We start from the raw sequence: 25461 nt of genomic DNA, 5'->3' as shown, positions 1-25461 counted from the left end.
CGCGACATGGACTCCATTCTTCGTGCGACAGGCATGTACATCGCGCTGATGCTGCTGTTTCGCGTGGCCGGCAGACGCTCGCTGGCAGACCTCACCACCTTCGACTTTGTCCTGCTGCTGATCATCGGCGAAGCAACCCAGCAGGCATTGCTCGGCGAGGACTTTTCGTTCACCAACGCCATGCTGGTGATCGCCACGCTGATCGTCCTGGATGTCGGCCTGTCGCTGGCCAAGCTCAACTCCAGGCGTCTTGCCCGGCTGGTCGACGGCCATGCGACGCTGGTCGTGGAGCAGGGGCGCTTTCTCCACCACCGCATGCGGCGGGCACGGTTGACCGAAGACGACATCCTCGAATCCGCCCGGGACAGCCAGGGTATCGAAAGCGTCGGGCAGATCAAGTTCGCCATCGTCGAGCGCAACGGCAAGATTTCGATCATCCCTCAGGAATGACCCTGCGTGGCCGGTGCAACCTGCTTGGGTCCTTGTGGGGCCGATCTTTCGCGACACCGGTACGTTGATCATCCGCTTTGAACCTTGACGCGCGCGTCCTACTCCATCGAAGGCAACCGTGATTTTTCCGTCCCTGAAGAGGTGCAGCATGAACGCTATCGAACTGTTGATCCAGGACCATGAGCTGGTGAAGAAGCTGCTGGAGGAACTTTCCTCCACCACTGAGCGCGCGGTGAAGAAGCGCGCCGAGTTGCTCGAACGCATCAAGCAGGAAGTGAGCATCCACACCGCTCTGGAAGAGGAAATCCTGTACCCGGCCATCAAGCAGGCCGGCGGCAAGGAAGAAGCGAAGATGTATTACGAAGCCAAGGAGGAGCACCGTACCGTCGACTCGCTGGTGCTGCCGGACCTGCTGCAAACCGACACCGGCACCGTCGAGTTCGCGGGGCGGGTCAAGGTGATGAAGGAACTGCTGGAACACCATATCGAGGAAGAGGAAAGCGAGCTGTTCCCGACCGCCCGCAAACTGCTGGGCAAGCAGCAGCTGGATGAGCTCGGCCAGGCCATGGAAGCGCAGAAGAAACTGCTCAAGGGCGAACAGCGTGCCGCGTGATGGAGGCCTGGATCGACTTTCTTGAATGGCCCGCCATGGCCCTGACGGTACTTGCCGCCTGGTGCATCGGCTCACGGCGCCCAGGCCGGCGCAAGCTGGGTTTCTGCTGTTTCATTGGCAGCAACGTGCTGTGGGCCGTGTGGGGGTGGCAGGCGCAAGCCTGGGCGCTGATCCTCCTGCAGGTTTGCCTGTGCGCCATGAACCTGCGGGGCTGGAAGAAAAACACTGCAGCGGAGTCGGGCTGAATGCCCGGCATCATGCCTGAACGCCAGACAGCGAGGAACCAGACCATGATCGACCCCAACCACCCCGACCCTTACCTGGACGACATACCGCACAACCCAGGCGAGCCTGTGCCCGAGCAGGAAAAGGAGCAGGAAGCACCCGACTGGCCCGAAGGCCAGGTGCCGCCAGAAGAGCAGTCCGACGGCTGAGGCTCGCCTGCGCAGTGGCGTTGCCTGCCTTGCCGGCAATGCCGCTTTCCCAGTCACCCAATCCTTGCGCAAGGAGGCACGTGTCTCATGAGTGATCGCATCATCGCGTTGTTCACCGATACCACACTGTTCGGAGTTTCCGTTCTCAATTTGTTGCTGGCACTGACGGTAGCCCTGCTGACATTCCTCGTGGCTCGAGCGGCCATCAGTTTCATGCTGCGTCGGGTCAAACGCTGGTCCGAGCATGACGGCGCGCTCAGCCAGGTACTGGCCAAGGTGCTTGCCGGTACCAGCAATTTTCTGCTGTTCCTTGCCTCGCTGCTGGTAGGCCTGAGCATGCTCGACCTGCCCGAGCGCTGGCTGACCCGGGTCGGTAGCCTGTGGTTCGTGGTCGCGGCATTGCAGATCGGGCTGTGGGCCAACCGCGCCATCGGCCTGGGCCTGAACCGCTATTTCGCCCGGCACCGCACCGACGGATTGAACCAGGGCAGCGCGCTGGCCACGCTGTCGGCATGGGGCGCGCGGGTGCTGTTGTGGTCAGTGGTGCTGCTGGCGATGCTCTCCAACCTGGGCGTGAACATCACCGCCTTCGTCGCCAGCCTGGGCGTTGGCGGTATCGCTGTTGCGCTGGCCGTGCAGAACATCCTCGGCGACCTGTTCGCCTCGTTATCCATCGCCGTGGACAAACCGTTCGAGGTAGGCGACTTCATCGTCATCGGCCCGCTGGCCGGCACGGTGGAACATGTGGGGCTGAAGACCACGCGCATCCGCAGCCTGGGCGGCGAACAGATCGTCATGGCCAATGCCAGCATGATCAGCAGCACCATCCAGAACTACAAGCGCCTGCAGGAACGACGGATCGTGTTCGAGTTCGGCCTGTCCTACGACACGCCAACCGAAGCAGTGAAGAAAGCGCCCGTCATCGTCGAGGAAGCGATCAAGGCGCAGCAGCAGGTGCGCTTCGACCGCGCGCACCTGCGCGGCTTCGGCAAAGAGGCGCTGGAATTCGAGTGCGTGTATATCGTCAAGGACCCCGGCTACAACCTGTACATGGACATCCAGCAAGCGATCAATTTCCACTTGCTCGAGCGCTTCTCGAAGGTCGGTGCCAAATTTGCCGTACCGGTACGGGCGATCAAGGTCACGGCCTTGCCAGAGGAATCAAAGCGCGGGCCTCAAAGTATTCACGTGGGATAGCCCCCGTGCATGTCAGCGCTCCATGCATTCCGTCGATTTCACGGCACGGCCGTGGGCAATGCTGGCCGAACGAAAGGTAACCAATACGCAAAGGAGTATCGCCATGAAGATCATGCTGCCTCACTCGTTACTGCTCGCGCTGTGCCTGGGGGCCAGTGCACCTGTGGTGCTGGCCGCCACCGACCTGAACGATCAGCGTGCCCCTGGCACGCAGCCGCATGACAGCGGGCATATGAACGGCCAAGGCGGGGCAACAGGCTCCGGTACACCTGCGGACGCCATGGGGTCGGGCTCTGGCGGAACCGATAACAATGATACCGACAAGACTGGAGGCGATGGCACCACCGACCAATCGGGTAGTGACCGCAGTGGCTCGGAACGCGGCAGCGGGACGGGTAGCGGAACCGGAGGCTCTGGTGGTTCGGGCTCCAGCGGTGGCTCCGGTAGTTGAAGGCGGTCGCCCACCCTGCCACGGTGCAGGTTTCTCTAAATGCCCTACGGCTTGCGACGCGTGCCCAACTCGATCCACACCGGCGCATGGTCGCTGGCCTTGGGTTCGTTACGCACCCAGGCATCGACGCCAGCCCGCTTCAGGTAAGGCGCCAGTTCGGGGTTGAGCAACAGGTGGTCGATACGTAAACCGGCGTTGCGTGCCCAGTGGTTGCGGAAATAATCCCAGAAGGTGTAGATGCGTTCGTCCGGATATAGATGGCGAAGGGCATCGACCCAGCTTTGCCGCAGCAGTTTCTGGTAACACGCGCGTGATTCGGGCTGCAGCAGTGCATCCTTCATCCAGGAGCGCGTGTCGTAGATGTCCATATCGGTGGGCACCACATTGAAATCGCCCGCCAGCACCACGGGATGGCCACTGCCATGCAGCCCTTTCGCATGCTCGATCAGGCTCTCGAACCAGCGGAGCTTGTAATCGAATTTCGGCCCCGGTTGCGGGTTGCCGTTCGGCAGATACAGGCAGGCCACCACTATCCCCTGCACTGCGGCTTCAAGGTAGCGGCTCTGGTTGTCATCCTCCATGCCAGGCAGGCCACGCCGTACTTCCAGTGGTTCGCTGCCTCGCGACAGAATGGCCACGCCGTTCCACGAAGGCTGCCCTTGGTAGAGGCTGCCATAGCCCGCCGCTTCGAGTGCCTGACGAGGGAACTGCTGATCAGCCGCCTTGAGCTCCTGCAGGCAGGCGATGTCGGGCCTTTCCCGCTCCAGCCAGGCCAGCAGTGCCGGCAGCCGGCTACGAATGCCGTTGATGTTGAACGTGGCAATCTTCAGCGCTTTCATGCGTCGGGGTCGCTGACATGGGCCTGCACGGCATCTTCCAGAGCGCGCACATGGGCGTCATCGGCCAAGGCCTTGAGTGCCAGCCAGTCGTCCCAATCGATGGCGCCATCGTCACGCAGGGCCTCGGCGGTACGCAGCAGTTCATGGTGGTAGGCATCCGGCGACTCACGGCGGTAACTGATATCGTCGTACTGGGCGTACCAGGCCTCGAGTTCGGGGATGCTGCGTTCAATGCTCATGATGGAGCCCTCACGGTGTCCTTTGCATTAAGAGCCCCACCATTGAGCGACGTTCAAATTCAACGCCACGGCCTGTCGCGCCGCCCAGATGCTGCGCATGAAACGAGCTCGCCGCGAACCAGGTTGCCCGGTTCGCGGCGTAATCGAAGCGTTACTCAGGCAGTCAGACAGGAATGCCTGCCAGCCGCCAGACAGGCGCTGGAACCGGTTCGGCCTGGCTGCGGCTGCGGGCCCACTGGGTCAGGGCAGCCATCATGGCAAAGCCGAGCAGGATCAGTACCGGATAGGCCAGCAGCAACTCGGTCAAGGAGTATTTCCAGGCCAGTGGTCGACCGACGCCCAGCATCGCCGCATACAGCCAGGACACACCCGACAGTGCGCCGGAGAACAGCGCGAACATCCTCACGCCAAAGTTCAGGTCGAGCAAGTTGCCCGCTTTGAGCAGGGCAGGCAATACATAGCGATGCAACAACATGCCGTTGAAGGTCAGCAACATGACAATAATGACCTTCGCTTGAAGTTTCGGATTGGCAAAATAGTTCATACCTTTATCAAGGTAGTCAATTCCAATCACTGCGGCACCCGTGAGCCACAGGAATATCAGGGCATTGCCCACGGATTTCTGCAAGCTCGTCATATGCTTGCTGTCATGCCCGGCCTCTTTATGACCTTTCAACAAGTTCCTGACCATCTCGGCGTCGCTGGCGAATACCAGGCCAATGGCAATGCAACAGGCCAGTAAATGAACGTAAATCACCGACAACCGCACCAGCTCCATGGATTCTTTCTGCCCGAACAGGCTAATAATTGTATTAATCTCCACGACGTTTTCTCCACGTAATGCGTTAGCACTAGATGACCCTGCAATAGGCGTGCGAACGATTTAATCGCAGCGGCAAAGTCAAATTCGAATCGTTAAATGAAAAAGCAGATAGTTATTCAATACACACGGTGGCTCACCCGAAGAGCCTCGGTTTGGCATGGCATTGCTCCAGTATTCAGGAAAAAAAAAGCCCCATGAGCATCCCTGCGATGCCGATGAGGTTGAACGTCCATATGTTCTGGGGAAAGGCGCGAGGTGCAATCACATTGAAGGCACCTGCTGGCAAATAGGAGTCAGCGTCACCCAAATCGTTCATTTCTCGAGTAAAACGACCGACAGGCGGCACACCAAAAGAAGTTAGTTAGTTTGCTAAGTTATTGTAATTTGACCGAATGGAAAGTTTTACCAGGCAACTGGATCCAAACTTCGCAAGTGACTTTGAATGCTCTATTTCGCCGTTTTGCAGTACTCGTTTTTGCCAGTGGCGGTGGCTGAAGTGCCATCAACCAGGCCAGGGCCAGCCCCAGTCCGATCGCCACGCACTGTCAGCCCCCGTCTGTCGCCTTCAGCCTGCCAGCACCCTCAATTTGCCCTGGGTGATGGCAGGCTGTGCAAATACCCTCAAGGATTGCCCACAGCCACAGACGCCACGTGCCCCGGCGCTTCCTCATCGATCTGCGCCATGCTCAACCGCGCTGTCTCGCGCAGCATGAGCGAACATACCGCCACCAGTGCCAGGGCCCCCGCGCCATACAGCGCCACGCCCAGCGGGTCATGGTCGGTGAGGATAAGGATGGCCGTGGCAATGCTCGATGCAGTGCCGCCGCCCAGCGCGGCGCCGATCTGGTAGCTGGCCGAGATGCCCGAGTAACGCATGCTGCGCGGGAACTGCTCGCCGAGGAAGGCCGGGATAGGCCCTTGGGTCGCCCCCATCAGCAGGCCGGTCAGGCTGTAGGCGCACAGGGCGACGGCGAAGCTCTTCATGCCCACCAGGGAAAAGAACACGAACAGCCCCAGGGCCATGGCCAATGCGCCGAAGGCCATTACCGTACGCCGCCCCAAACGGTCCGACAGGTAACCGAAAAACGGCGCCGACAGCACGATGGCGACCGACAGCGCCAGGTCGAACATCAACGCGTCGGTACTGCCAAAGCCCACCTGCGTGGCGTAAGTCAGGAAAAAGGTGCTGCCGATATAGGCGATGGTGCAGTAACCGAAGGCGATCCCGGTGCACAGCAGCAGCTGCCGCGGACGTTGGCGCAAGGCCGCGGCCAACGGCGCAGGTACGGGCTTGGTCAAGGGCGCGGTGACCGCTGCCGGTGCCTTCAGGCGCGCGTACAGGCCGATCAGCACCAAGGTGCCGCCCAGCCAGAACGGGATGCGCCAGGCGAAATCGACCAGGTTGTCGTCGAAGGCCGCACTGACGATGGCGAACACTCCAGCCCCGAGGATGCCACCCACACCGATCCCCATGCTTGTGAAACTACCCCACAGCCCGCGCCGCCCTGGTGGCGCAGACTCGATGCCGAACAGCGCGGCGCCACCCCACTCCCCGCCTGCCGCAAAGCCCTGGACCAGGCGCAGCAGCACCAGCAGCACCGGCGCAGCCACGCCGACGCTGGCATGGCCGGGCAGGCAGCCGATGAGGAAGGTACTCAGGCCCATCAGCAGCAAGGTGGCGACCAGCACCTTCTGCCGGCCGATGCGGTCACCGAAGTGGCCGAATACCAGGCCACCCAACGGTCGGGCAAGAAAGCCCGCACCGAAAGCGCTGAAGGCCACCAGCGTTGCGGTCAGGTGGTCCATCTGCGGGAAGAACACCTGGGGAAACACCAGTGCGGCGGCGGTGCCGTAGATGATGAAGTCATAGAATTCCAGCGCCGTCCCCAGGCCGGAGACGCAGAAGGTTCGCAGGGCGGAGCGGGATGACGCAGGGCGGGAATGTTGCGCATGCATTGTTGTTGTTCTCGTTCAGCGGTGCCGCCTTGGGCTGGCGGCACCGGGTTGGCTCAGAAGGTGTCGAAGCCGGCCTTGGCCAGTTGCACAGGCGTGCCGGCCACGTACTGCAGGGCACAGCGTTCGGTGTCGATGCCGACGCTGAGCAAGGTTTCCCAGCGCTCGGTATCAGGCATGGCCAAGTCCGGGTGGAAGCAGATCGGCGCCCTGTCGCCCTCGGCGCCACACATGGCCTGGGCCCGGGCACGCAGGTCAGCGCTGGCCATCTGGCCGACCACCTGCTCAAGGTGGCCCAGGCGGCATTGGGTATCGGCGCGGTCGGCGACCTGCTCGCCCAGGCTCAGTTGTGGGTCAAGGAAGTGGTTGGTGTGCAGCAGCCAGCCGTCTTCTCGTGGCAGGACCAACGCTGTGCGCGCGGGGCTCAGTTCGATGCTGGCCGCCCGCGGGCTGCTGTCCTGGCGGGAGAACACTGTCAGCACGGTAGAGGCACTGACCCGCGCCGACCGGGCAAGCTCGATGGCCTCCTCGACACTGCTGGCTTCCTCCAGCAGACGCCGGGCGATGGCGTGCACCGGCACACCACCACTGTCGTTGTCACTGGCGTGGTGGAGGATATTGAAGTGCAGGCCGAGGCCCGCGCTGTTCACACCAAGCTTTGCAAGCATGCCGAACTCGCAGAACAGCTTGACGTTCATGCCGCGCTCGGTGTGCAGCGCCAGCATCAGGCCATGGGGGCACAGGCTGTCATGCCAATCCCAGGTCTGCAGGGTCTGCGGCGCACGTGCGCCACGGGGTGCATGCACGGTGGTCGAGCATTCGCTGTGGCGGGTTCGGGCCGCCAGCACTTCGGTGCGGGCGTTCAGACTCGCCAGTTGCCACAACGGCAGTTCGGCACCGCTGGCCATGCCGACCACTTCAGCGGCCAGGCCCGGGCTCCAGGCCTCCAGGGCGGCCAAGCTGTTTTCGCCGATGCGCTGCGCCTCACTCAAGGGCACGCCTACCCGCGGAAAAAAGTCCAGATACAGTGCAGTGGTGGTACGGATCTGCTCGGCGAAGCGCGTACCTGTCTGGTGGCCTCGCTCGAGGGGGTTGCGGATGTCGCTGACATGGGTGTGGATCTTCAAGGCGGGGAACTCCTGGTACAGGCCGGGGTGGTCAGGCAAGTACCGCTAGCCTAGCGAGGCCCCCCCAGTCGATCATCGCCACAACCCGCACAACTTTTGTGCCCCGATGGAAAAACTCAGCCCCGCACCAGTGTTTGCACTTCCTGCCCATGCAAGTGCTCATGCAGCAAGGCAATGAACGCCTGTACCTTGCGGGTATTGCGCCGGTGCGGCAGGTACAGCACGTGCACCCAGGGGCCGAACGCGCTCAGCGCCCGCCAGTAATCGGGCATTACCTCCACCAGTTGTCCATTGGCCAGGTAGGGGGCGGCACACCAGGTGGGTACGAACTGCAAGCCCTGCCCATCGAGCAGGCAGGCCAGCAGGAAGTCGAAGTTGTCGCTCACCAGTCGGGGGGTGGGCTGGCGCACACGCAGCGTCTGGCCGCCGTGTTCGATCCACCAGAAGCTGCGGTTGAGCAGCGGGTGGCGCAGCAGCAGCCAGTCGTGCCGGGCGTAGTTCTCCAGGGTAATCGCCTCGCCGTGTCGGGCCAGGTAGGCAGGGCTGGCGCATAGGATCACGCGGTTTTCGATCAGCGGCTGGGCGATCAGCTCTGGCTGATCGGTGGGGCCGTCGCGCAGAGACAGGTCGTAGCCGCCATCGATCAGGTCCTCGTTGGCATCGTTGAGGTTGACCTCCAGGCGCACCTGCGGGTGCTCGCGCATGAAACGGCAGCACACCTGGTTGAGAAACGCAGGGCCGAACGACGGTGGCGCGGTGATGCGCAGGGTACCGCGCAGCGCGTGCTGCAACTGCTCCACTTCCTCCGTCACCCGTTGCAGGTGCATCAACGCCTGGCGGGCGCCTTCCAGGTACAAGGTACCGGCCTCGGTAAGGGCCATGCGCCGGGTTGTGCGTTCGAACAGGCGCACGCCCAGTTCGCTCTCCAGGTGCGCAACAGCCTTGGTGATGGCAGACGGTGTTTTGCCCAGTTGCTCGGCCGCACGGCTGAAGCTGCCGTGTTCGGCAGCAGCGACGAAGATGGTCAGGGCCATCATCTTGTCCATGGTTTCTTCCTGTTCGGCACAAACGGTGGGGGCAATGCGAAGGTGGCGAGTATCTGCCCCTCGCTATCAAACCCGCAAATGCGGGCAATTTGAATAGGCACGGCGAAGGCCGCTGTTTGCGCCTTGGCAATCGATGGCTGGGGATTGTTTCCCGATGGCAAAAAAAGTTGTGCCTGCCCTCGCCTTTTTCCGCCCTTGCCCCCTTGGCTAGGCTGCGGCGCCATCACGACAAGAACGAGGCACAGCATGAAGCAGCTCCTGAAAATGGCAATCAGCGCCGGCCTGGCCTGCACGTGCACACCGGGTTTCGCGGCAGTGGACCTGATCCTGCACAACGCCAAGGTCTACACCGCCGAGCCCGGCCAGCCCTTGCAGCAGGCCGTGGCCGTCGAAGGCGAGAAAATCGTCGCGGTAGGTTCCGATCAGGCCGTGCTACGCCTGAAGGCTGAAGGCACCCGGGTCATCGACCTGGGCGGCAAGGTACTGATGCCTGGCATGCTCGACGCCCACTCGCATGCCATCAAGGGTGGCCTGCAACTGGTGCTGGCCGACCTGGCAGGCGAGCAGGTCGCCCTGGACGAACTGGAGCGGCGCCTGAAGCAATGGCGCAGCGACGGCAAAGCCGTGCGCGGCGAGTTCCTTGTCGTCGGTGGTGTACCGGGCACCTACTGGAATGACATCCCTGCGCTGGAACAGCGCTTCAACCACGGCGAATGGGCCGCGCAACCGATCCTGTTCGCTGCCAACGACATGCACACCGGCTGGGCTAACCAGGCCATGCTCAAGCGTGCCGCAATCGATGCCGATACCATCGCTGCCCTGCCTGCCGAGGCACGCAACACCATTGGCCAACACCCGGACGGCACACCAAACGGTTTCCTCGCCGATGCCAGCTACTACCCGGTGACCGACCTGCTGCCCCCGCTGCCCCACGCTACCCTGCTGAGCGCAGGGCGCATGGCCCTTGACCACTACAAGCAGCTGGGCATCACCGGCTGGATGGACCCGCTGGCCAACGAGCTGCCGGGGGCCGATGTGAACAACCATTCGCTGGGCGTGCTGCCGGTGTACAAGGACCTCTCCGCGCGTGGCGAGCTGACCGCCCATGTCGCCGCCCTGCTGATGGCCGATTCCAGGGCCCGCGCTGCCGACCTGGACGAACTGGACAAGGTTCGTCAGCAATTTCTCGGCGTTCGCAACCTTACCCTGCCAGGCATCAAGGTGTTTGCCGACGGCGTTGCCGAAGCGCCAGCGCAGACGGCGGCGATGCTCGAGCCCTACAGCAACTCCGGCAAGCACGGTGAACTGCTGCTGGACCCGCAACACTTTGGCGAACTGGTCAGCGCCGCCGATGCCCGTGGCTGGTTGGTGCATGTGCATGCCATCGGCGACCGCGCCGTGCGCGAGGCGCTCAACGGCATCGAGCAGGCCCGGCGTGATCGCCACAGCGGCATCCCCCACTCCATTACTCACTTGCAGATGGTCAACCCCAGGGAATACGCCCGTTTCAAACAGCTCGATGTGATTGCAGCAATGCAGCTGTACTGGGCCAGCGCCGACCAATCGAACATGGAACTGGTCAAGCCGTACGTGAATGCCATGGCCTTCATGCACACCTTCCCGGCACGTTCGCTGCTCAAGCATGGCGCTACCATTGCAGGCGCCAGCGACTGGCCGATCACCACCCCGGACCCTTGGCAAGCGATTTACCAAGCCATCAGCCGCAAGGGGCCCAAAGGCGTGCTCAACGCCGCTGAAGCCATCGACCGCCAGGTGATGTTCCAGGCCTATACCCTCAACGCCGCCCGCACCATGCGCCTGGAGCAGCAGATCGGTTCGCTCAAGGTTGGCAAGCAAGCCGACATGATCGTGGTTGACCGCGACGTGCTCGACGTCGATGCCGAAACACTGCGCGATACCCAAGTGGTGCAGACCTGGTTTGCCGGGAAACAGATTTACGCACGCTGATTGGCGAACGTCATCGACACGATCTATCAGTTCATCCATCCCATCGATTTGACCGCGTCAAATTGCCTCATGTAGCTTGCCGCCCTCTTCGAAGTTGGCCCAAAGGTGTGCGTTACACCGCTGGGCCGACTGCGCAGTCTATCCCCGTACTGTTAAAGCCCCACCACGGCGAGCCTACCCGCTGTAGTCGCCGTCACTGTGTTCGAGTTTCCGAAATGTCCGTCAATAGCCCCACCCGTATCACCGAGCTTGTCATCGAGAGCGGCGTCAAAAAAGCCCATCTATCCACCCAGGCGACACTGGTCCTGGGGTTTCTCGCAGGTGCATTCATTTCGCTGGGGTTTCTCCTGGCTATCCACGTCAGCACCATGATCCCGGCACAGTGGGCCTCGTTCGGCACACTGCTGGGCGCCGCGGTATTCCCCATCGGCCTGATCCTGGTGATTCTGGCCGGTGGAGAACTGCTCACCGGCAACATGATGAGCTTGCCCTTGGCGATGTTCGCCCGACGTATCGGCCCAGGCGCCGTGGCGCGCAACTGGCTGCTGGTGACGGTAGCCAACATGTTGGGTGCACTGTTCGTTGCCGGGTGCTTCGGGCACCTGCTGGGCCTGACCGAGGGGGCCTACCTGAACAAGGTGCTGGCGGCTGCGACCAGCAAGACCAACGCCGACTTCCTTCACGCCTTCGTCTCCGGCATCGGCTGCAACTGGCTGGTGTGCCTGGCAGTGTGGCTGTCGTATGCCAGCCGAGAAATGAGCGGCAAGATTCTCGGCATCTGGTTCCCGATCATGGCGTTCGTCGCCATCGGTTTCCAACACGTGGTTGCCAACATGTTCCTGATCCCGGCTGCGATTTTTGCCGGGTACTTGAGCTGGGGGCAGTTGGCGGAGAACCTGGTGGCCGTGTTCCTGGGGAATGCGGTGGGTGGGGCGATCTTCGTGGGGTTGGCGTATTACGTGTCCTACGGTGTGCCTTCGCAGGAGTCGTGCGAGGCGCAGTGAAGCATTACGCGACCGAGGTGCCCTGGAACGGGCCTGTGCGTCGTGGTCGACGCTCATCACGCAATCAGAACAGGCTGATCGGGTAATCGACGATCAACCGGTACTCATCGGCGCTGGAGTTGCCGCGGGTATTACCGGGCGCGGTATAGCCATCACCCTCGCGATGCGTTGCCCAGCGCAGGGTCAGCGACAGGTCCTTCGCCGGGCCGGCTGGTACCTGGTACTTGAGAGCAAGGTCGCGCTCCCAGTGCTTGTGCGCCCCGGTAAGGTAGCCAGCCAGGCAGAGCCGCGACAGGCTGACATCCGCAACACTGAGTCCCATTTCGGGAACAGCCACCTGGCACTATGCCCCCCTGTAGGAGCAGCACAAGGATGCTCTCATGAAACTGCACATAACTCATTGAGTCAGCAAGGACCCTGTGGGAGCGGCTTTAGCCGCGAACACCGGCGCAGCCGGTGCCACGCACCGCGTTGGATTCTTCGCGGCTAAAGCCGCTCCCACAGGGTACGAGGATCGCTTGCGAATTGAGTTATCTGTCGCGCAAGGCCGTGGATTGAGGCTTCAGCCCAGCAACTGGCTCAATACCGCACGCAACTTCCCCGGTTTGACGGGCTTGTTCAGCAACGGCGCGCCAAGTTTGTTCAGGGAGCGTCGGCACTGATCGCTGCGGTCGGCGGTGATGATCACCGCCGGAATGGCGGTGCCAAAGTGCTCGCGCAAGTGCCTGACCACCTCGCAGCCGACAACACCGTGGTCCAGGTGAAAATCCGCCAGGATCAATTCCGGTGCCCGCCCCTGCAAGGCCAGCAAGGCCCCGGCCTGGTCGGTCGCGGTAACCACTTCGCAGCCCCACTGCCCGAGCAGCGCGCCCATGCTCTCGAGGATGCTCACTTCGTTGTCCAGTACCAGCAGGCGGCGGCCCGGCAATGGGTTGCCGGCGCCCGGCTGCGGCGCGGCCTGGTGGATAGGCAGCGGCATGGCTTCGCCGATCGGCACGTCGATGCTGAACATCGAGCCACGCCCCGGCCACGAACGCACCTCGATGCGGTAGCCGAGAATCTTGGCGATCCGCTCGACGATCGCCAGCCCCAGGCCCACGCCCTTGCGGTCGGCGGCGCGGCCTACGTCCAGTTGGTTGAACTCGAGGAAAATGGCCTGCAGCCGATCCGCCGCGATGCCCCGCCCGGTATCCCACACCTCCAGGCGCAAGTGATCGCCGCGGCGCCTGGCCCCTAGCAGGATCCTGCCCTCGTCGGTATAGCGGCAGGCGTTGCTGAGAAAGTTGCGCAGGATACGCGTCATCAGCCGCAGGTCGGTACTGATGGCGTAGTCGCCAATGCGCGCGCGCAGCTTCAGGCCTGCCGCATCGGCCACCGTGCGGAACTCCGAGACCAGTGGCCCGAACAGTTCGTCGAGGCGGTACAGCGCCACATCCGGCTTGACCGCCGCCTGGTCGAGCCGGGAAATGTCCAGCAGGTCGGTCAGCAGATCTTCGGCGCCCTCCAGGGCCTGATGGGTACGCTCCACCAGCACCTTTTCCGCTTCTGCCAGTGGCCTTTCGCGCAGGGTCGAAATCAGCAGCCGCGCGGCATTCAGCGGTTGCAGCAGGTCATGGCTGGCGGCAGCGAGGTACTTGTCCTTGCTGCGGTTGGCGGTTTCCGCGGCATCGCGGGCATCGCGCAGGGCGCGGGCGATCTGTTTGCGCTCGGCGATCTGCTGTTGCAGGTTGCGGTTGGCCTCAAGCAGTTCATCGGTGCGGGCGGCCACTCGTTGCTCGAGTTCGTCATTCAGTTGCTGCAGGCGCTGCTGGGCCAGCTTGCGTTCGGTGATGTCGGCGACAAACCCTTCCACCAGCCCTTCCTGCCCGGGCTTGAGCAACAGGTTCATCAGCACATCGAGGTGGCTGCCGTCCTTGCGCCGCAAGCGGGTTTCATAGCCGTGCAGGCTGCGTTCACGGGCGAGGGTCGCGGTTATGGCGTGCAGCTCTTCGGCCCCGCCGACAAACAGGTTGGCGGCAAGGTCCGTCAGCGGAAACAGCAACGCTTGCGGGTTATCGTAACCGAGCATGCGTGCCAACGCCGGGTTGGCGGCACGCATGCCATCTTGCAGGCTGGCCTGGAAAATCCCGTGCACGGCGTTTTCGAACAGCCATTTATAGCGGTTGCGTTCGGCCTCCAGCTCGTCCAGGCGCGCCGCCAGCTCTGGGTAATGGCTCTTGCGCGCCGAGTGGTCGCCCAGCCCCAGCAGCCCGGCCAGCGCCCGTTGCTGCTCGTCAGAGGGCCTCGCCATAAACCACCTCGACATCACGCTGGCTCGACGCACGCGGGTTGGTGAGGATGCACGGGTCATCCATCGCATGTTGCGACAGGAACGGGATATCGGCCGTGCGCACCCCATGCAGGCCCAAGGTTTCGTGGAAGCCAATGGCATGCTTCAGCGCGATCAGGTGCTCGACCAGGCGCGCGCAGATCTGCCGATGGTTGAGGCCGCGGCAGTCGATACCCAGCACTTCGGCAATCACCTTGAAACGCTCCGGCGCCGAGCTGTAGTTGAACGCCACCACGTGCTCCACCAGCACCGCATTGCACAAGCCATGCGGCAGGTCGAGGAACCCGCCCAGGCTGTGCGACATGGCATGGACCGCACCCAGAATCGCATTGGAAAACGCCAGCCCTGCCTGCATGCTGCCCAGCATGATTTTCTCGCGCAGGGCGATATCGGTCGGGTTGGCGATCATTTCCACCAGGTTGCCGTTGATCAGGCGCATGGCCTCCAGCGCATGGGGATCGGTGAGCGGGCCGTGGCCGGTGGAAACGAAGGCTTCGATGGCATGCACCAGCGCATCGATACCGGTGCAGGCCGACAGGAACGGGTCCATGCTCAGGGTGGTTTGCGGGTCGATCAGCGACACATCCGGCACCACCGCCTTGCTGACGATGGAGAACTTCATGCGCTCCTGCTGGTTGGAGATGATCACGAACTGCGACACGTCCGCCGAGGTGCCGGCCGTGGTCGGGATCAGAATCAGCGGCGGGCTGGGCACGCGGATCATGTCCACGCCTTCGAATTCGAGGATGCTGCGCCCGTGGGCCACCACGATACCGATGGCCTTGCCGCAATCCATCGGGCTGCCGCCGCCGACCGCGACGATCACATCACAATGGTTTTGCCGGTAGATCTCGGCACCGAGCATCACCTCTTCGACCCTCGGGTTGGGCGATACGGCGCTGTACAGGCAGTAGTCGATGCCCTGGGCCTGCAGGCTGGCCTCCACGTCGGCCACCCAACCGGCGGCAATCACACCGGGGTCGCTGACCACCAGCACCTTGCGCGCACCGAAGGTCTTGGCGTAATTGGCAACATTGTGCCGGCAGCCGGCACCAAAGATGATCTCGGGCGAAACGAACTTGCGAAGCGGGCTGAAACTCTGGCTCATCGGGAAGCCTGTTCTTATTGTTCTGGAAGGTAACCGCCAGCGTAAAGCATCCCGTAGCGAAAGCAACCAGACCAAAGCGTGACCACGGCTCATTCGATCCAGTACTTGGCACGGGCCACCTCCAGGAACGCCAGGATGTCCTCGTCGAGCCCCGGCACACCGGGAAAACGCTGGGCCAGACGGTCGATGACAGCCGCCACGCTGCGCTGGCCGTCCAGCAATTCGAGCACCCAGCCGGCGCTGGCGTTGAGCTCGATGATGCCCTCGGGGTACAGCAGCACATGGCACGCCTGGTGCGGCTCCCAGCGCAGGCGAAAGCCCTTGCGCAAGGCCAGGGCTTGTTCGCGATCGATCAGGTTCACAACAGGCTTGCTCAGTGAAGACCCGGCCATCGTGGTGATGGCCGGACAGGCATCAACGATTGGCGAAGTACATCGTCACTTCGAAGCCGATGCGCAGGTCGGTAAAGGCGGGTTTAGTCCACATGGGGCATTCCTCTTCTTGGTGCCGGGCGATTCCGGTAGAGGCATTAATGCACGAGGGGCGACGGGGCCGAATGCTACTTTGGGACAGGTTTGCGGGGTGCGTTGGTAGGGGGCAGCGGATCACTGTGGATTTGGCTGTTGCAGTGCCGGCCTCTTCGCGGGCTCGCCCGCTCCCACAGGGACTGCACAAGTTTCAAGACCAGTGCAATACGTGTGGGAGCGGGCGAGCCCGCGAAGGCCGCGACGCGGTTTAGAAGAAGCCCAACGGGTTGATGTCGTAGCTCACCAACAGGTTCTTGGTCTGCTGGTAGTGATCGAGCATCATCTTGTGGGTCTCGCGGCCCACCCCGGACTTCTTGTAGCCACCGAACGCGGCATGCGCCGGGTACAGGTGATAGCAGTTGGTCCACACGCGCCCGGCCTTGATCCCACGGCCCATGCGATAGGCACGGTTGATGTCACGGGTCCACAGCCCCGCGCCCAGGCCAAACTCGCTGTCGTTGGCGATCGCCAGCGCTTCGGCTTCGTCCTTGAAGGTGGTCACGCCCACCACCGGGCCGAAGATCTCTTCCTGGAACACGCGCATCCTGTTGTTGCCCTTGAGCAGGGTCGGCTGGATGTAGTAACCGCTGGCCAGGTCGCCGTCGAGCCGTTCGGCTGCGCCACCGGCGAGCAGCTGCGCGCCCTCCTCCCGGGCAATCTGCAGGTAGGAAAGGATCTTGTCGTATTGCTGCTCAGAGGCCTGGGCGCCGACCATGGTCTCGGTGTCCAGCGGGTTGCCACGGGTGATCCTGGCGATCTTCTTCATCACCTCGGCCATGAACGGCTCGTAGATCGACTCCTGGATCAGCGCCCGCGACGGGCAGGTGCACACTTCGCCCTGGTTGAAGAACGCCAGCACCAGGCCTTCGGCTGCCTTTTCGATGAACGCGGGCTCGGCCTGCATGATGTCTTCGAAGAAGATGTTCGGCGATTTGCCGCCCAGCTCGACGGTGGACGGGATGATGTTCTCGGCCGCGCACTTCATGATGTGCGAGCCCACCGGGGTGGAGCCGGTGAAGGCGATCTTGGCGATGCGCTTGCTGGTGGCCAGGGCTTCGCCAGCTTCGCGGCCAAAGCCCTGGACGATGTTCAGCACCCCTGCCGGCAGCAGGTCGGCGATCAGCTCGGCGAAAATGGTGATCGACAGTGGCGTCTGCTCCGCTGGCTTGAGCACCACGCAGTTGCCGGCGGCCAGTGCCGGGGCGAGTTTCCAGGCGGCCATCAGCAGCGGGAAGTTCCATGGGATGATCTGCCCGACCACGCCCAGCGGCTCGTGGATATGGTAGGCCACGGTGCCTTCGTTGATCTCGGCGGCGCCGCCTTCCTGGGCGCGGATGCAGCCGGCGAAGTAGCGGAAGTGGTCCGCCGCCAACGGTACGTCGGCGTTGAGGGTTTCGCGCACGGCCTTGCCGTTGTCCCAGCTTTCGGTAACCGCCAGTACTTCAAGATTCTGCTCGATACGGTCGGCGATCTTCAGCAGCGCCAGGGCACGGTCCTGCACCGAGGTCTTGCCCCAGGCCTCGGCAGCGGCATGGGCGGCGTCAAGGGCCTGCTCGATGTCCTCGGCGCCAGAGCGCGGGAACTCGGCAATCGGCTGGCCGTTGACCGGCGAGCTGTTGGTGAAGTACTGGCCGCCCAGCGGCGGCACGAATTCACCATTGATGAAATTGCCGTAGCGTGGCTTGAAGGACACGATGGCGCCTGGGGTTCCGGGTTGTGCGTAGATCATGCTGAGCCTCTGTGGGTCGATGCCTGTCCGGCGACAGGCGATGAGCCGATGGTAAAAAGCCCCGCCTGCCGGGCGAATGCATCGTTGGCAGCGGGGCTCTCGTCATTTGGTAGTAGGGCCGCTTGCCCCAAGGTCGCTGGCAACAAGCGGCAGGTGATCGGCTTAGCGGCTGGCACTTGCCGTTTGCAGTTGCTTGGGCAGCTTGAAGGTCCAGAGCATGCCGCCCTGGTTGAAGTCCTTGACCCGCTTGGCCACTTCGCCGCCCCACAGCGGCACCGCGCCGCCCCAGCCGGAAACCACCGAAACGTACTGTTCGCCGTCCATTTCCCATGTCACTGGCGAGCCGAGCACGCCGGAGCCGGTCTGGAACTCCCAGACCTTGTCACCGGTCTTGGCGTTGAACGCCTGCAGGAAGCCTTCCGGCGTGCCGGTGAACACCAGGTTGCCCTTGGTGGTCAGCACCCCGCCCCACAGCGGTGCGAAGTTCTTGTGGCGCCACACCTCCTTGCCGCTGACCGGGTCGATGGCGCGCAGCACGCCAATGTAGTCTTCGTTGAGCGGCTTGATGGTGAAGCCGGCACCGAGGAACGCCGCGCCTTTCTTGTAGGCGATGCCTTCGTTCCAGATGTCCATGCCCCACTCGTTGGACGGCACGTAGAACAGCCCGGTGTCCTTGTTGTAGGCCATCGGCATCCAGTTCTTGGCACCGAGGAACGCCGGGGCCACGAACACCGAGCTGCCCTTGGCCTCGCTACCCGGTGCACCCGGCCGGCTGGCCTCGTTGTAGATCGGCCGGCCGTCCTTGTCCAGGCCGGTGGCCCAGGTGATCTTGTCGACGAAGGGGAAGCCGCGGATGAACTTGCCGTTGGTGCGGTCCAGCACGTAGAAGAAGCCGTTGCGGTCAGCGGTGGCGGCGGCCTTGACCTCTTTGCCGCCATCCTTGTAGTTGAACGAAATCAGCTCGTTGACACCGTCGAAGTCCCAGCCGTCATGTGGCGTGCTCTGGAAGTGCCACTTGATGGTGCCATCGTCGGGGTTCAGGGCCAGGCGCGACGAGGAATACAGGTTGTCGCCCGGGCGCAGGTGCGAGTTCCACGGTGCCGGGTTGCCGGTGCCGAACAGGATCAGGTTGGTTTCCGGGTCGTAGTAACCGCCCAGCCAAGGCGCCGCACCACCGGTCTTCCACAGGTCGCCGGGCCAGGTCTTGCCTGCCTCGCCGCCGGAAATGCCATTCTCGATCGCCTTGCCGTCCTTGTACACGTAGCCCATGTGCCCTTCCACGGTCGGGCGCATCCACAGCAGCTCGCCGTTTTCCGGGTTGTAGGCCTGGATCTTGCCCACCACGCCAAACTCGCCGCCGGCAACGCCGGTGATCAGCTTGCCGTTGACGATCATTGGCGCGGCGCTGATGGAGTAGCCTTCCTTGTGGTCGGCCACCTTCTTGCTCCATACCACCTTGCCAGTGTCCTTGTTCAGCGCCACCAGCTTGGCATCCAGGGTGCCGAAGAACACCAGGTTGCCGTACAGCGCCACGCCGCGGTTGATCACGTCGCAGCACGGGCGGATGTCATCGGGCAAGCGCGCATCGTATTGCCACAGCTTCTTGCCGGTACGGGCGTCCACGGCGAACACCCGCGAGTAGGACCCAGTCAGGTACATCACCCCGTCCTTGACCAGCGGCTGGGCCTGCTGACCGCGCTGCTTCTCACCACCGAAGGAAAACGCCCAGACCGGCCGCAGGTCCTTGACGTTGTCGGTATTGAGCAGGTTCAGCGGGCTGTAGCGCTGGCCCTGCACGCCCAGGCCATTGGTCACGATCTGCTGCGGGTTCTTCGGGTCCTGGAGAATTTCTTCGTTGCTGACAGCGGCGTGGGCTGCACCGGCAAGCAGCATGGCGCTGAGCACCAGGCTCAAGGCGAACACGGGACGACGTGTGGATCGGGTCATGACGGCTACCTTTGGTTTTTTTGTTGTATCCGGGAAAACTTCCCGGTGTGTCGGGAATTCTTGGTCCCGACCTGCTTGCCAACAATTGCACGCAGTGCGGAGTTTTCTAGTTCCTTGGTATCGGTGAACTTGCGCGGCCCCCTGTAGGAGCGGCCTTGTGTCGCGATAGGGGCGCGAAGCGGCCCCAGGATTTGTGCCATAGCTGAAATCGCCGGGGCTGCCTTGCAGCCCCTTCGCGACACAAGGCCGCTCCTACAGGGGCCGTGTCAGCCCTTGCTATCCACGCGCCGCAGCTGCTGGCGTTCATAACGCGGATACAGGTGGCTGACACTGCGAATCAGCTCGTAACGGGTCAGGCTGATACGGGAAAACCGCTCGGGTATCGGGCTGCGGATCATCTCGGCCATGTCATCGCCACGCGCCGCACCGTCACGCATCAGCCCATCCAGCCAGCCCAGGTAATCACGCATCTGCGCAAACGGCCGGGCATCGCTGGCCAGCGGGCCGTGACCGGGTACCAGTTGCTTCCAGGGCAGCGCTTGCAAGGTGTCCAGGTCCTTCAGCCACACCTCCAGCCCCGGGCTGTTGGGCGTGGTCAGCGCGCGCTGGTAAAACACCAGGTCGCCGGCGAACAGCACGCCGGTGGTTTCATCCAGAATCGCCAGGTCGGCACCGGTATGCCCGCCCAGCGCCAGCAGCCGCAGGCGGTGCCCGCCCACCTCGTGGATACCCGGCTCCAGCACCCGTGTCGGCAGTACCACCTCGGTACCGCGCATCCAGTCGCCGACCAGGCGGTACATGTTCTCGGCCATGGCCTCGCCCTGCTGCTGCAACAGCTCGCCGGTAGCGGCCAGGGCACCGATGGGCACATCGGCAAACGCCTGGTTGCCCAGCACATGGTCGGGGTGGTGATGGGTCAGCAGCACTTCGAGCACCGGCTTGTCGGTGGTGGCGGCAATGGCCTGGCGCAAAGCCTCGCCGTAACGTTTCGATGGCCCGCTGTCGATCACCACCACCCCGCTGTCGGTGACGATGAACGCGGTGTTGACGATATTGCCGCCGTTATCCTTGGCGAAATTGTCGGTGCTACCCTCCAGCAGCCAGGTGCCCTCGGCGATCTGCCGGGGCTTGAGCCGATAGTTCAGGTCTGCCCAGGCCGGCAGGCCCAGGCACAGCAGCAACAGCAGAATGCAACGCATGACGGGCGCCTCTGGTCAGGGATGGAGTCGGGTAACGCGTTCAGGGCACTGCCGCCTCGAACTGGTTGCCGCTGTTGTCCTGCAACACCAACCGGGTCGGCCCGGGGCCCTGGATGTCGAAGCCCAGGTTGGGGTTTTCGCTGACCGCCGGGTACAGCTCCAGGCTGGCCAGGCGCTGGCCGTCCGCGCCTTGCAGCTCGGCATGGTTGAGGAAGAATTCGGGAATGCCGCTGACCAGGCCGTTGTCCATCGGGTGGGCCACCTGCAGGCGCAAGCGGCTGCTGTCGCCGCGCGGGTAGCGCCCGCCCAGGACTTCACCGAGGTGCTCCTCCCAGCCAGGCTGGGTGCGTACCACACTAGGCGCGGTACATCCGCCGCCAGCGGCATCGATCAACGCCGAGCCCACGTGCCACAGGCCGTCGCGCGTCAGCACCGCAGCGCGCAGCGGTGTGGCCTGTTCGATGCGGATGCGGATCGACAACCAGGGCAGCACGCGCTCGCCGGGCTGGAAGTCGACAATGCGCGGCAGCGGGTTGAGTTCGGCCCAGGCAACAATCCGCACCACCTCGCCGCCGAACGCCCGGGCGTCGATCTCCAGCGGCACCTGACGGGCGTCCTCGGCAAAGGGTGGCGCCAGCAGCTTGACCCGGTCGTCGAACACGAATGCGGCCTGGCCCAGCAGCTGCTTGTGATAGAAGTCCCACATCACTGACGGCACCGGGTCCTTGTGGTTACTTGGCTCGCTGGCCAGGGCCTGTGCGGCCCAGGGCATCCAGCAGGCCAGCAGCAAAGTTGCTCGCCAGTTCATCGCCCACCCCCTTTGATCAACGCAAATCTGGCTGACATTGCACGGTCCTTGTGGGAGCGGGTTCACCCGCGAAGAATGCAACGCGGTATATGGCACCGGCTTCGCCGGTGTTCGCGGCGGTTCGACGCCTCGATGAACCCGCTCCCACAGGGACCGCGCCAGTGCTACTGATACATTTCCGGGACTTGATAGCGCAGGCCGTAGTGGACATAAATCGCCTTCATCCGCCCATCGCGAATCAACGCCTCAAGCGCCTCCTCCACCGCATAGGCCAGCTGCCGGTTGCTTTCATGCACCGCCATGCCGATCTCCCAGGCCTGCTTGCCAAGATTCGGGTAGGCGTTTTCCGCCAGGGCCAGTTGCGGGTCGGCAGCCTGGTGCAGTTGCCAGTCGACCTCGCCGCGCATCGCCATCACCGCGTCAACCTGGCCGGCCTGCATGGCACCGAACGCCTGCTGCACATTGGGGTAATGATGGGTCCTGGCGCTGAGCATGCCGTTGAACACGGAAGTCAGGTAGAACGACGGCACGCTGTCCACCTCGACCCCGATCGGGTGCTGCTGGAACACCGCGACACTGGCCACCGAGGCCAGGCGGCGGCGATCGTAAGCGACCTGCCAGCGCTCCTCCTGATAGGGGCCGAACATGACCACCTGGGCGTTCTCCAGCTCGCCCACCTCGTTGCGCCGCTGCGCGTAGGCATGGTCGTACGGCACCCGCATCATCAGGTCGGCCAGTTGCTGGTGGCGCAGCGGGCTGCCGCGCCAGATGTAGTCGCGCAGATCGTCGTCGAGCTTTTCCCCTGGTGGGGCCCAGATCAGCTGCAGGCGTACCCCCAAAGCCGTGGCCAGGGCCTGCGCCAATTCCACGTCGACACCGCGCGGCTGGCCGTGGTCTTCGAAACTGTAGGGCGCAAAGTCCTTGTACACCGCCACCTTCAGTTCGCCGGCGGCAATGATCGCGTCGTAGCTGCGCACCTGCGCCTGCGCCGCCGCGCAACACAGCAGCAAGCCACTCAACAGCGCCACCAACAGACGCATGGCCGTCACTCCTCGACGTGCACGCTGTCCAGGTAGGTGCGCACTGCCCACAGGGCCTCCTGGCTCAGGTAATCAGCCATCTTCGGCATGTACACCCGGCCATCGCGCACCGCACCATGGCGTACGCGCTCGACGAACCATTCATCCCCGGCCTCGCCAGCATCGAGCATGCGCAAATCCGGTGCGATACCCCCGGACTTGGCCTCCAGGCCATGGCAGGCGGCGCAGTTCTGGTTGTAGGCCGAGGCGCCGATTTCCACGGCCTTGTCGCGCTCGGGAGAGCTGCGGTACGGGTTGACCGCCGCCCAGCCGTCGCCGTCCAGGCTTACGCCAGCGTCCTTGATCGGGGTCAGGCCCTTGGTTTCCACGGCCTGGGGTACCACATTGCCATGTGCCCAGGCCGTGCCGGTCAGCACCGCACTGGCAAGCAGCCCGGCAGCCAGCAAGACGTTGCGTTTTGTTGTCATTCTTATGCCCTCACGGTTGCACGCAAGGCCTCAACCACAGAGGCCGTGTCGCCATCTTAAAAACAGCCCGCAGGCGGCCGAATGCTGCTTTGGTGGCCGCACCTTACTCCCTTGGTAGTAGGGCTTGTGGCGAAGGGCCAAATGAGGTGCCCTACGGGAACTATTCCCGGCAAGGGCGGGACTTTTTCCGTATCCCGCAACACCCGCCCCGTCCCACCCTGTGCAGGCCAAAACCTCCACTGGGAACTGCAACCATGACAACAAGAACGCTACCCGCCCTTTCCCCTCTGGCCCTGAGCGTGCGGGCCTTGCTGCTGGCCGGTAGCCTGGCCCTGAGCAACGCGGCCATAGCCGCCACCGCCCCAGCTGCACCTGCCGGCAACAACGTCACCTGGGAAGACATCGCCAACGACCACCTGACCACCCAGGACGTGCTGCAGTACGGCATGGGCACCAACGCCCAGCGCTGGAGCCCGCTGGCCCAGGTCAATGACCAGAACGTGTTCAAGCTGACCCCGGCCTGGTCCTATTCCTTCGGCGACGAGAAGCAGCGCGGCCAGGAATCCCAGGCCATCGTCAGTGACGGCGTGGTCTACGTCACCGGCTCCTATTCGCGGGTGTTCGCCCTCGATGCGAAAACCGGCAAGCGCCTGTGGACCTACAACCACCGCCTGCCGGACAACATTCGCCCCTGCTGCGATGTGGTCAACCGCGGCGCGGCGATCTACGGCGACAAGATCTACTTCGGCACCCTCGACGCGCGGGTCATTGCGCTCGACAAGCGCACCGGCAAAGTGGTGTGGAACAAGAAGTTCGGCGACCACGCCGCCGGCTACACCATGACCGGTGCCCCGGTGCTGATCAAGGACAAGACCAGCGGCAAGGTATTGCTGATCCACGGCAGCTCCGGCGATGAGTTCGGTGTGGTCGGCCAACTGTTCGCCCGCGACCCGGACACCGGCGAAGAGGTGTGGATGCGGCCCTTCGTCGAGGGCCACATGGGCCGCCTGAACGGCAAGGACAGCACGCCGACCGGTGACGTCAAGGCACCGTCCTGGCCGGACGACCCCAGCACCGAAACCGGCAAGGTCGAAGCCTGGAGCCACGGCGGCGGCGCGCCTTGGCAAAGCGCCAGCTTCGACCCCGAGACCAACACCATCATTGTCGGCGCAGGCAACCCCGGCCCCTGGAACACCTGGGCGCGCACCTCGAAGGACGGCAACCCGCATGACTACGACAGCCTGTATACCTCAGGGCAGGTCGGCGTCGACCCGAGCACCGGTGAAGTGAAGTGGTTCTACCAGCACACACCCAACGATGCCTGGGATTTCTCCGGCAACAACGAGCTGGTGCTGTTCGACTACAAGGACAAGGAAGGCAAGCTGGTCAAGGCCACCGGCCACGCCGACCGCAACGGTTTCTTCTATGTGGTGGACCGCAGCAACGGCAAACTGCAGAACGCGTTCCCCTTCGTCGACAACATCACCTGGGCCAGCCACATCGACCTCAAGACCGGGCGCCCGGTGGAAAACCCCGGCCAACGCCCGCCCAAGCCGCTGCCAGGTGAAACCAAGGGCAAGCCGGTTGAGGTCTCGCCACCGTTCCTGGGTGGCAAGAACTGGAACCCCATGGCCTACAGCCAGGACACCGGCCTGTTCTACATCCCCGGCAACCAGTGGAAGGAGGAGTACTGGACCGAGGAAGTGAACTACAAGAAGGGCTCGGCCTACCTGGGCATGGGCTTCCGTATCAAACGCATGTACGACGACCATGTCGGCACCCTGCGCGCCATGGACCCGAGCACCGGCAAGCTGGTGTGGGAGCACAAGGAACACCTGCCGCTGTGGGCCGGCGTGCTGGCGACCAAGGGCAACCTGGTGTTCACCGGCACCGGCGATGGCTTCTTCAAGGCCTTCGACGCCAAAACGGGTAAGGAACTGTGGAAGTTCCAGACCGGCAGCGGCATCGTCTCGCCGCCAATCACCTGGGAACAGGACGGCGAGCAGTACATCGGCGTGACCGTGGGCTACGGCGGCGCGGTACCGCTGTGGGGCGGCGACATGGCCGAGCTGACCAAACCGGTAGCCCAGGGCGGTTCGTTCTGGGTGTTCAAGATCCCCAGCTGGGACAACAAGACTGCACAGCGGTGACTGCCTGAGTTGA

The 25461-nt window shown here is 63.4% G+C and carries 27 protein-coding genes; 9 read left to right on the top strand and 18 right to left on the bottom strand.

Features of this window, described 5'->3' with window-relative positions:
• The first annotated feature begins 6 nt into the window (after window positions 1–6).
• The 6 genes from RIN61_RS22810 (at window position 7) to RIN61_RS22785 (ending at window position 3145) form a co-directional block, all read left to right on the top strand.
• The gene (locus RIN61_RS22810; protein ID WP_112253845.1) at window positions 7–450 is read left to right on the top strand and encodes a DUF421 domain-containing protein; all 444 of its coding nucleotides are present in this window, start codon (window positions 7–9) and stop codon (window positions 448–450) included.
• 148 nt (window positions 451–598) lie between these two features.
• Window positions 599–1063, top strand: coding sequence for a PA2171 family ribosome-binding persister protein (locus tag RIN61_RS22805; protein WP_112253846.1), 465 nt, complete (start codon window positions 599–601; stop codon window positions 1061–1063).
• Window positions 1063–1308, top strand: a complete 246-nt coding sequence (locus RIN61_RS22800) for a hypothetical protein (RefSeq protein ID WP_133973432.1) — start codon at window positions 1063–1065, stop codon at window positions 1306–1308. Before RIN61_RS22805 ends, RIN61_RS22800 begins: the two co-directional genes overlap by 1 nt.
• Before the next feature lie 45 nt (window positions 1309–1353).
• Window positions 1354–1497: a hypothetical protein gene (locus RIN61_RS22795; RefSeq protein WP_181457403.1), complete on the top strand. Its 144-nt coding sequence runs from the start codon at window positions 1354–1356 to the stop codon at window positions 1495–1497.
• 87 nt (window positions 1498–1584) lie between these two features.
• Window positions 1585–2694 carry a mechanosensitive ion channel family protein gene (locus tag RIN61_RS22790; RefSeq protein WP_313854258.1) on the top strand — a complete coding sequence of 370 codons (1110 nt, stop codon included), beginning with the start codon at window positions 1585–1587 and terminating at the stop codon, window positions 2692–2694.
• A gap of 22 nt (window positions 2695–2716) precedes the next feature.
• Window positions 2717–3145, top strand: coding sequence for a hypothetical protein (locus tag RIN61_RS22785; protein WP_112253849.1), 429 nt, complete (start codon window positions 2717–2719; stop codon window positions 3143–3145).
• Window positions 3146–3189: 44 nt separating this feature from the next.
• Here RIN61_RS22785 and xth read toward each other — a convergent pair whose 3' ends face one another.
• From xth to RIN61_RS22750, 7 genes are all read right to left on the bottom strand, one after another.
• A complete protein-coding gene (gene xth / locus RIN61_RS22780) occupies window positions 3190–3984 on the bottom strand; it encodes an exodeoxyribonuclease III (RefSeq protein WP_313854255.1) in 795 nt (264 codons plus the stop codon).
• The gene (locus tag RIN61_RS22775; RefSeq protein WP_003257678.1) at window positions 3981–4223 is read right to left on the bottom strand and encodes a hypothetical protein; all 243 of its coding nucleotides are present in this window, start codon (window positions 4221–4223) and stop codon (window positions 3981–3983) included. Before RIN61_RS22775 ends, xth begins: the two co-directional genes overlap by 4 nt.
• A 163-nt stretch (window positions 4224–4386) precedes the next feature.
• Window positions 4387–5001 (bottom strand): hypothetical protein, encoded by a 615-nt coding sequence (locus RIN61_RS22770; RefSeq protein ID WP_112253851.1) that lies wholly within the window; start codon window positions 4999–5001, stop codon window positions 4387–4389.
• 666 nt (window positions 5002–5667) lie between these two features.
• Window positions 5668–7002, bottom strand: a complete 1335-nt coding sequence (locus tag RIN61_RS22765; RefSeq protein WP_112253852.1) for an MFS transporter — start codon at window positions 7000–7002, stop codon at window positions 5668–5670.
• A 53-nt stretch (window positions 7003–7055) separates the two neighbouring features.
• Window positions 7056–8126, bottom strand: a complete 1071-nt coding sequence (locus RIN61_RS22760) for a C45 family autoproteolytic acyltransferase/hydrolase (RefSeq protein WP_112253853.1) — start codon at window positions 8124–8126, stop codon at window positions 7056–7058.
• Window positions 8127–8242: 116 nt separating this feature from the next.
• Window positions 8243–9172 (bottom strand): LysR family transcriptional regulator, encoded by a 930-nt coding sequence (locus RIN61_RS22755; RefSeq protein ID WP_112253854.1) that lies wholly within the window; start codon window positions 9170–9172, stop codon window positions 8243–8245.
• Window positions 9160–9420, bottom strand: a complete 261-nt coding sequence (locus tag RIN61_RS22750; RefSeq protein WP_112253855.1) for a hypothetical protein — start codon at window positions 9418–9420, stop codon at window positions 9160–9162. Before RIN61_RS22750 ends, RIN61_RS22755 begins: the two co-directional genes overlap by 13 nt.
• Here RIN61_RS22750 and RIN61_RS22745 point away from each other — a divergent pair.
• Both RIN61_RS22745 and RIN61_RS22740 read left to right on the top strand, forming a co-directional pair.
• Window positions 9419–11140: an amidohydrolase gene (locus RIN61_RS22745; RefSeq protein ID WP_112253856.1), complete on the top strand. Its 1722-nt coding sequence runs from the start codon at window positions 9419–9421 to the stop codon at window positions 11138–11140. The two genes, RIN61_RS22750 and RIN61_RS22745, sit on opposite strands and share 2 nt — an antisense overlap.
• 215 nt (window positions 11141–11355) lie before the next feature.
• The gene (locus tag RIN61_RS22740; protein WP_112253857.1) at window positions 11356–12144 is read left to right on the top strand and encodes a formate/nitrite transporter family protein; all 789 of its coding nucleotides are present in this window, start codon (window positions 11356–11358) and stop codon (window positions 12142–12144) included.
• A gap of 64 nt (window positions 12145–12208) precedes the next feature.
• On the opposite strand, the gene RIN61_RS22735 is transcribed toward RIN61_RS22740, so the two are convergent.
• The 11 genes from RIN61_RS22735 to pedF all read right to left on the bottom strand — a co-directional run bounded on the left by RIN61_RS22735 (window position 12209) and on the right by pedF (window position 23298).
• Window positions 12209–12481, bottom strand: coding sequence for an OprD family outer membrane porin (locus RIN61_RS22735; RefSeq protein ID WP_370290615.1), 273 nt, complete (start codon window positions 12479–12481; stop codon window positions 12209–12211).
• A gap of 225 nt (window positions 12482–12706) precedes the next feature.
• The gene (locus RIN61_RS22730) at window positions 12707–14434 is read right to left on the bottom strand and encodes a PAS domain-containing hybrid sensor histidine kinase/response regulator (RefSeq protein ID WP_207878056.1); all 1728 of its coding nucleotides are present in this window, start codon (window positions 14432–14434) and stop codon (window positions 12707–12709) included.
• Window positions 14418–15581 (bottom strand): alcohol dehydrogenase-like regulatory protein ErcA, encoded by a 1164-nt coding sequence (gene ercA / locus RIN61_RS22725; RefSeq protein WP_025339550.1) that lies wholly within the window; start codon window positions 15579–15581, stop codon window positions 14418–14420. Before ercA ends, RIN61_RS22730 begins: the two co-directional genes overlap by 17 nt.
• A gap of 89 nt (window positions 15582–15670) precedes the next feature.
• Window positions 15671–15943, bottom strand: coding sequence for a pyrroloquinoline quinone biosynthesis peptide chaperone PqqD (gene pqqD / locus RIN61_RS22720; protein WP_112253859.1), 273 nt, complete (start codon window positions 15941–15943; stop codon window positions 15671–15673).
• 52 nt (window positions 15944–15995) lie between these two features.
• Entirely contained in the window at window positions 15996–16067 is a 72-nt protein-coding gene (gene pqqA / locus RIN61_RS22715) for a pyrroloquinoline quinone precursor peptide PqqA (protein WP_003253598.1), read from the bottom strand.
• A gap of 249 nt (window positions 16068–16316) precedes the next feature.
• Window positions 16317–17837, bottom strand: coding sequence for an acetaldehyde dehydrogenase ExaC (exaC, locus tag RIN61_RS22710; protein ID WP_112253860.1), 1521 nt, complete (start codon window positions 17835–17837; stop codon window positions 16317–16319).
• Window positions 17838–17999: 162 nt separating this feature from the next.
• Window positions 18000–19784 (bottom strand): PQQ-dependent alcohol dehydrogenase PedH, encoded by a 1785-nt coding sequence (pedH, locus tag RIN61_RS22705; RefSeq protein ID WP_025339553.1) that lies wholly within the window; start codon window positions 19782–19784, stop codon window positions 18000–18002.
• Window positions 19785–20050: 266 nt separating this feature from the next.
• Window positions 20051–20983, bottom strand: coding sequence for a quinoprotein relay system zinc metallohydrolase 1 (locus RIN61_RS22700; RefSeq protein WP_313854246.1), 933 nt, complete (start codon window positions 20981–20983; stop codon window positions 20051–20053).
• Window positions 20984–21023: 40 nt separating this feature from the next.
• Window positions 21024–21791 carry a quinoprotein dehydrogenase-associated SoxYZ-like carrier gene (locus RIN61_RS22695; RefSeq protein ID WP_112253862.1) on the bottom strand — a complete coding sequence of 256 codons (768 nt, stop codon included), beginning with the start codon at window positions 21789–21791 and terminating at the stop codon, window positions 21024–21026.
• A gap of 164 nt (window positions 21792–21955) precedes the next feature.
• Complete coding sequence (locus RIN61_RS22690; protein WP_112253863.1) at window positions 21956–22831, bottom strand: substrate-binding periplasmic protein; 876 nt, start codon at window positions 22829–22831, stop codon at window positions 21956–21958.
• Between the two features lie 5 nt (window positions 22832–22836).
• Window positions 22837–23298, bottom strand: coding sequence for a cytochrome c-550 PedF (gene pedF / locus RIN61_RS22685; RefSeq protein WP_112253864.1), 462 nt, complete (start codon window positions 23296–23298; stop codon window positions 22837–22839).
• 254 nt (window positions 23299–23552) lie between these two features.
• Between pedF and exaA the strand changes: the two genes are divergently transcribed.
• The gene (gene exaA, locus RIN61_RS22680; RefSeq protein ID WP_112253865.1) at window positions 23553–25448 is read left to right on the top strand and encodes a quinoprotein ethanol dehydrogenase; all 1896 of its coding nucleotides are present in this window, start codon (window positions 23553–23555) and stop codon (window positions 25446–25448) included.
• The last annotated feature ends 13 nt before the right edge of the window (window positions 25449–25461 follow it).

Origin of the sequence: Pseudomonas inefficax (assembly GCF_032164165.1) — a bacterium.
GTDB lineage: Bacteria > Pseudomonadota > Gammaproteobacteria > Pseudomonadales > Pseudomonadaceae > Aquipseudomonas > Aquipseudomonas inefficax.
Note: the sequence above shows the minus strand (reverse complement) of the source record. Positions and strands in the feature narration are given on the sequence as shown.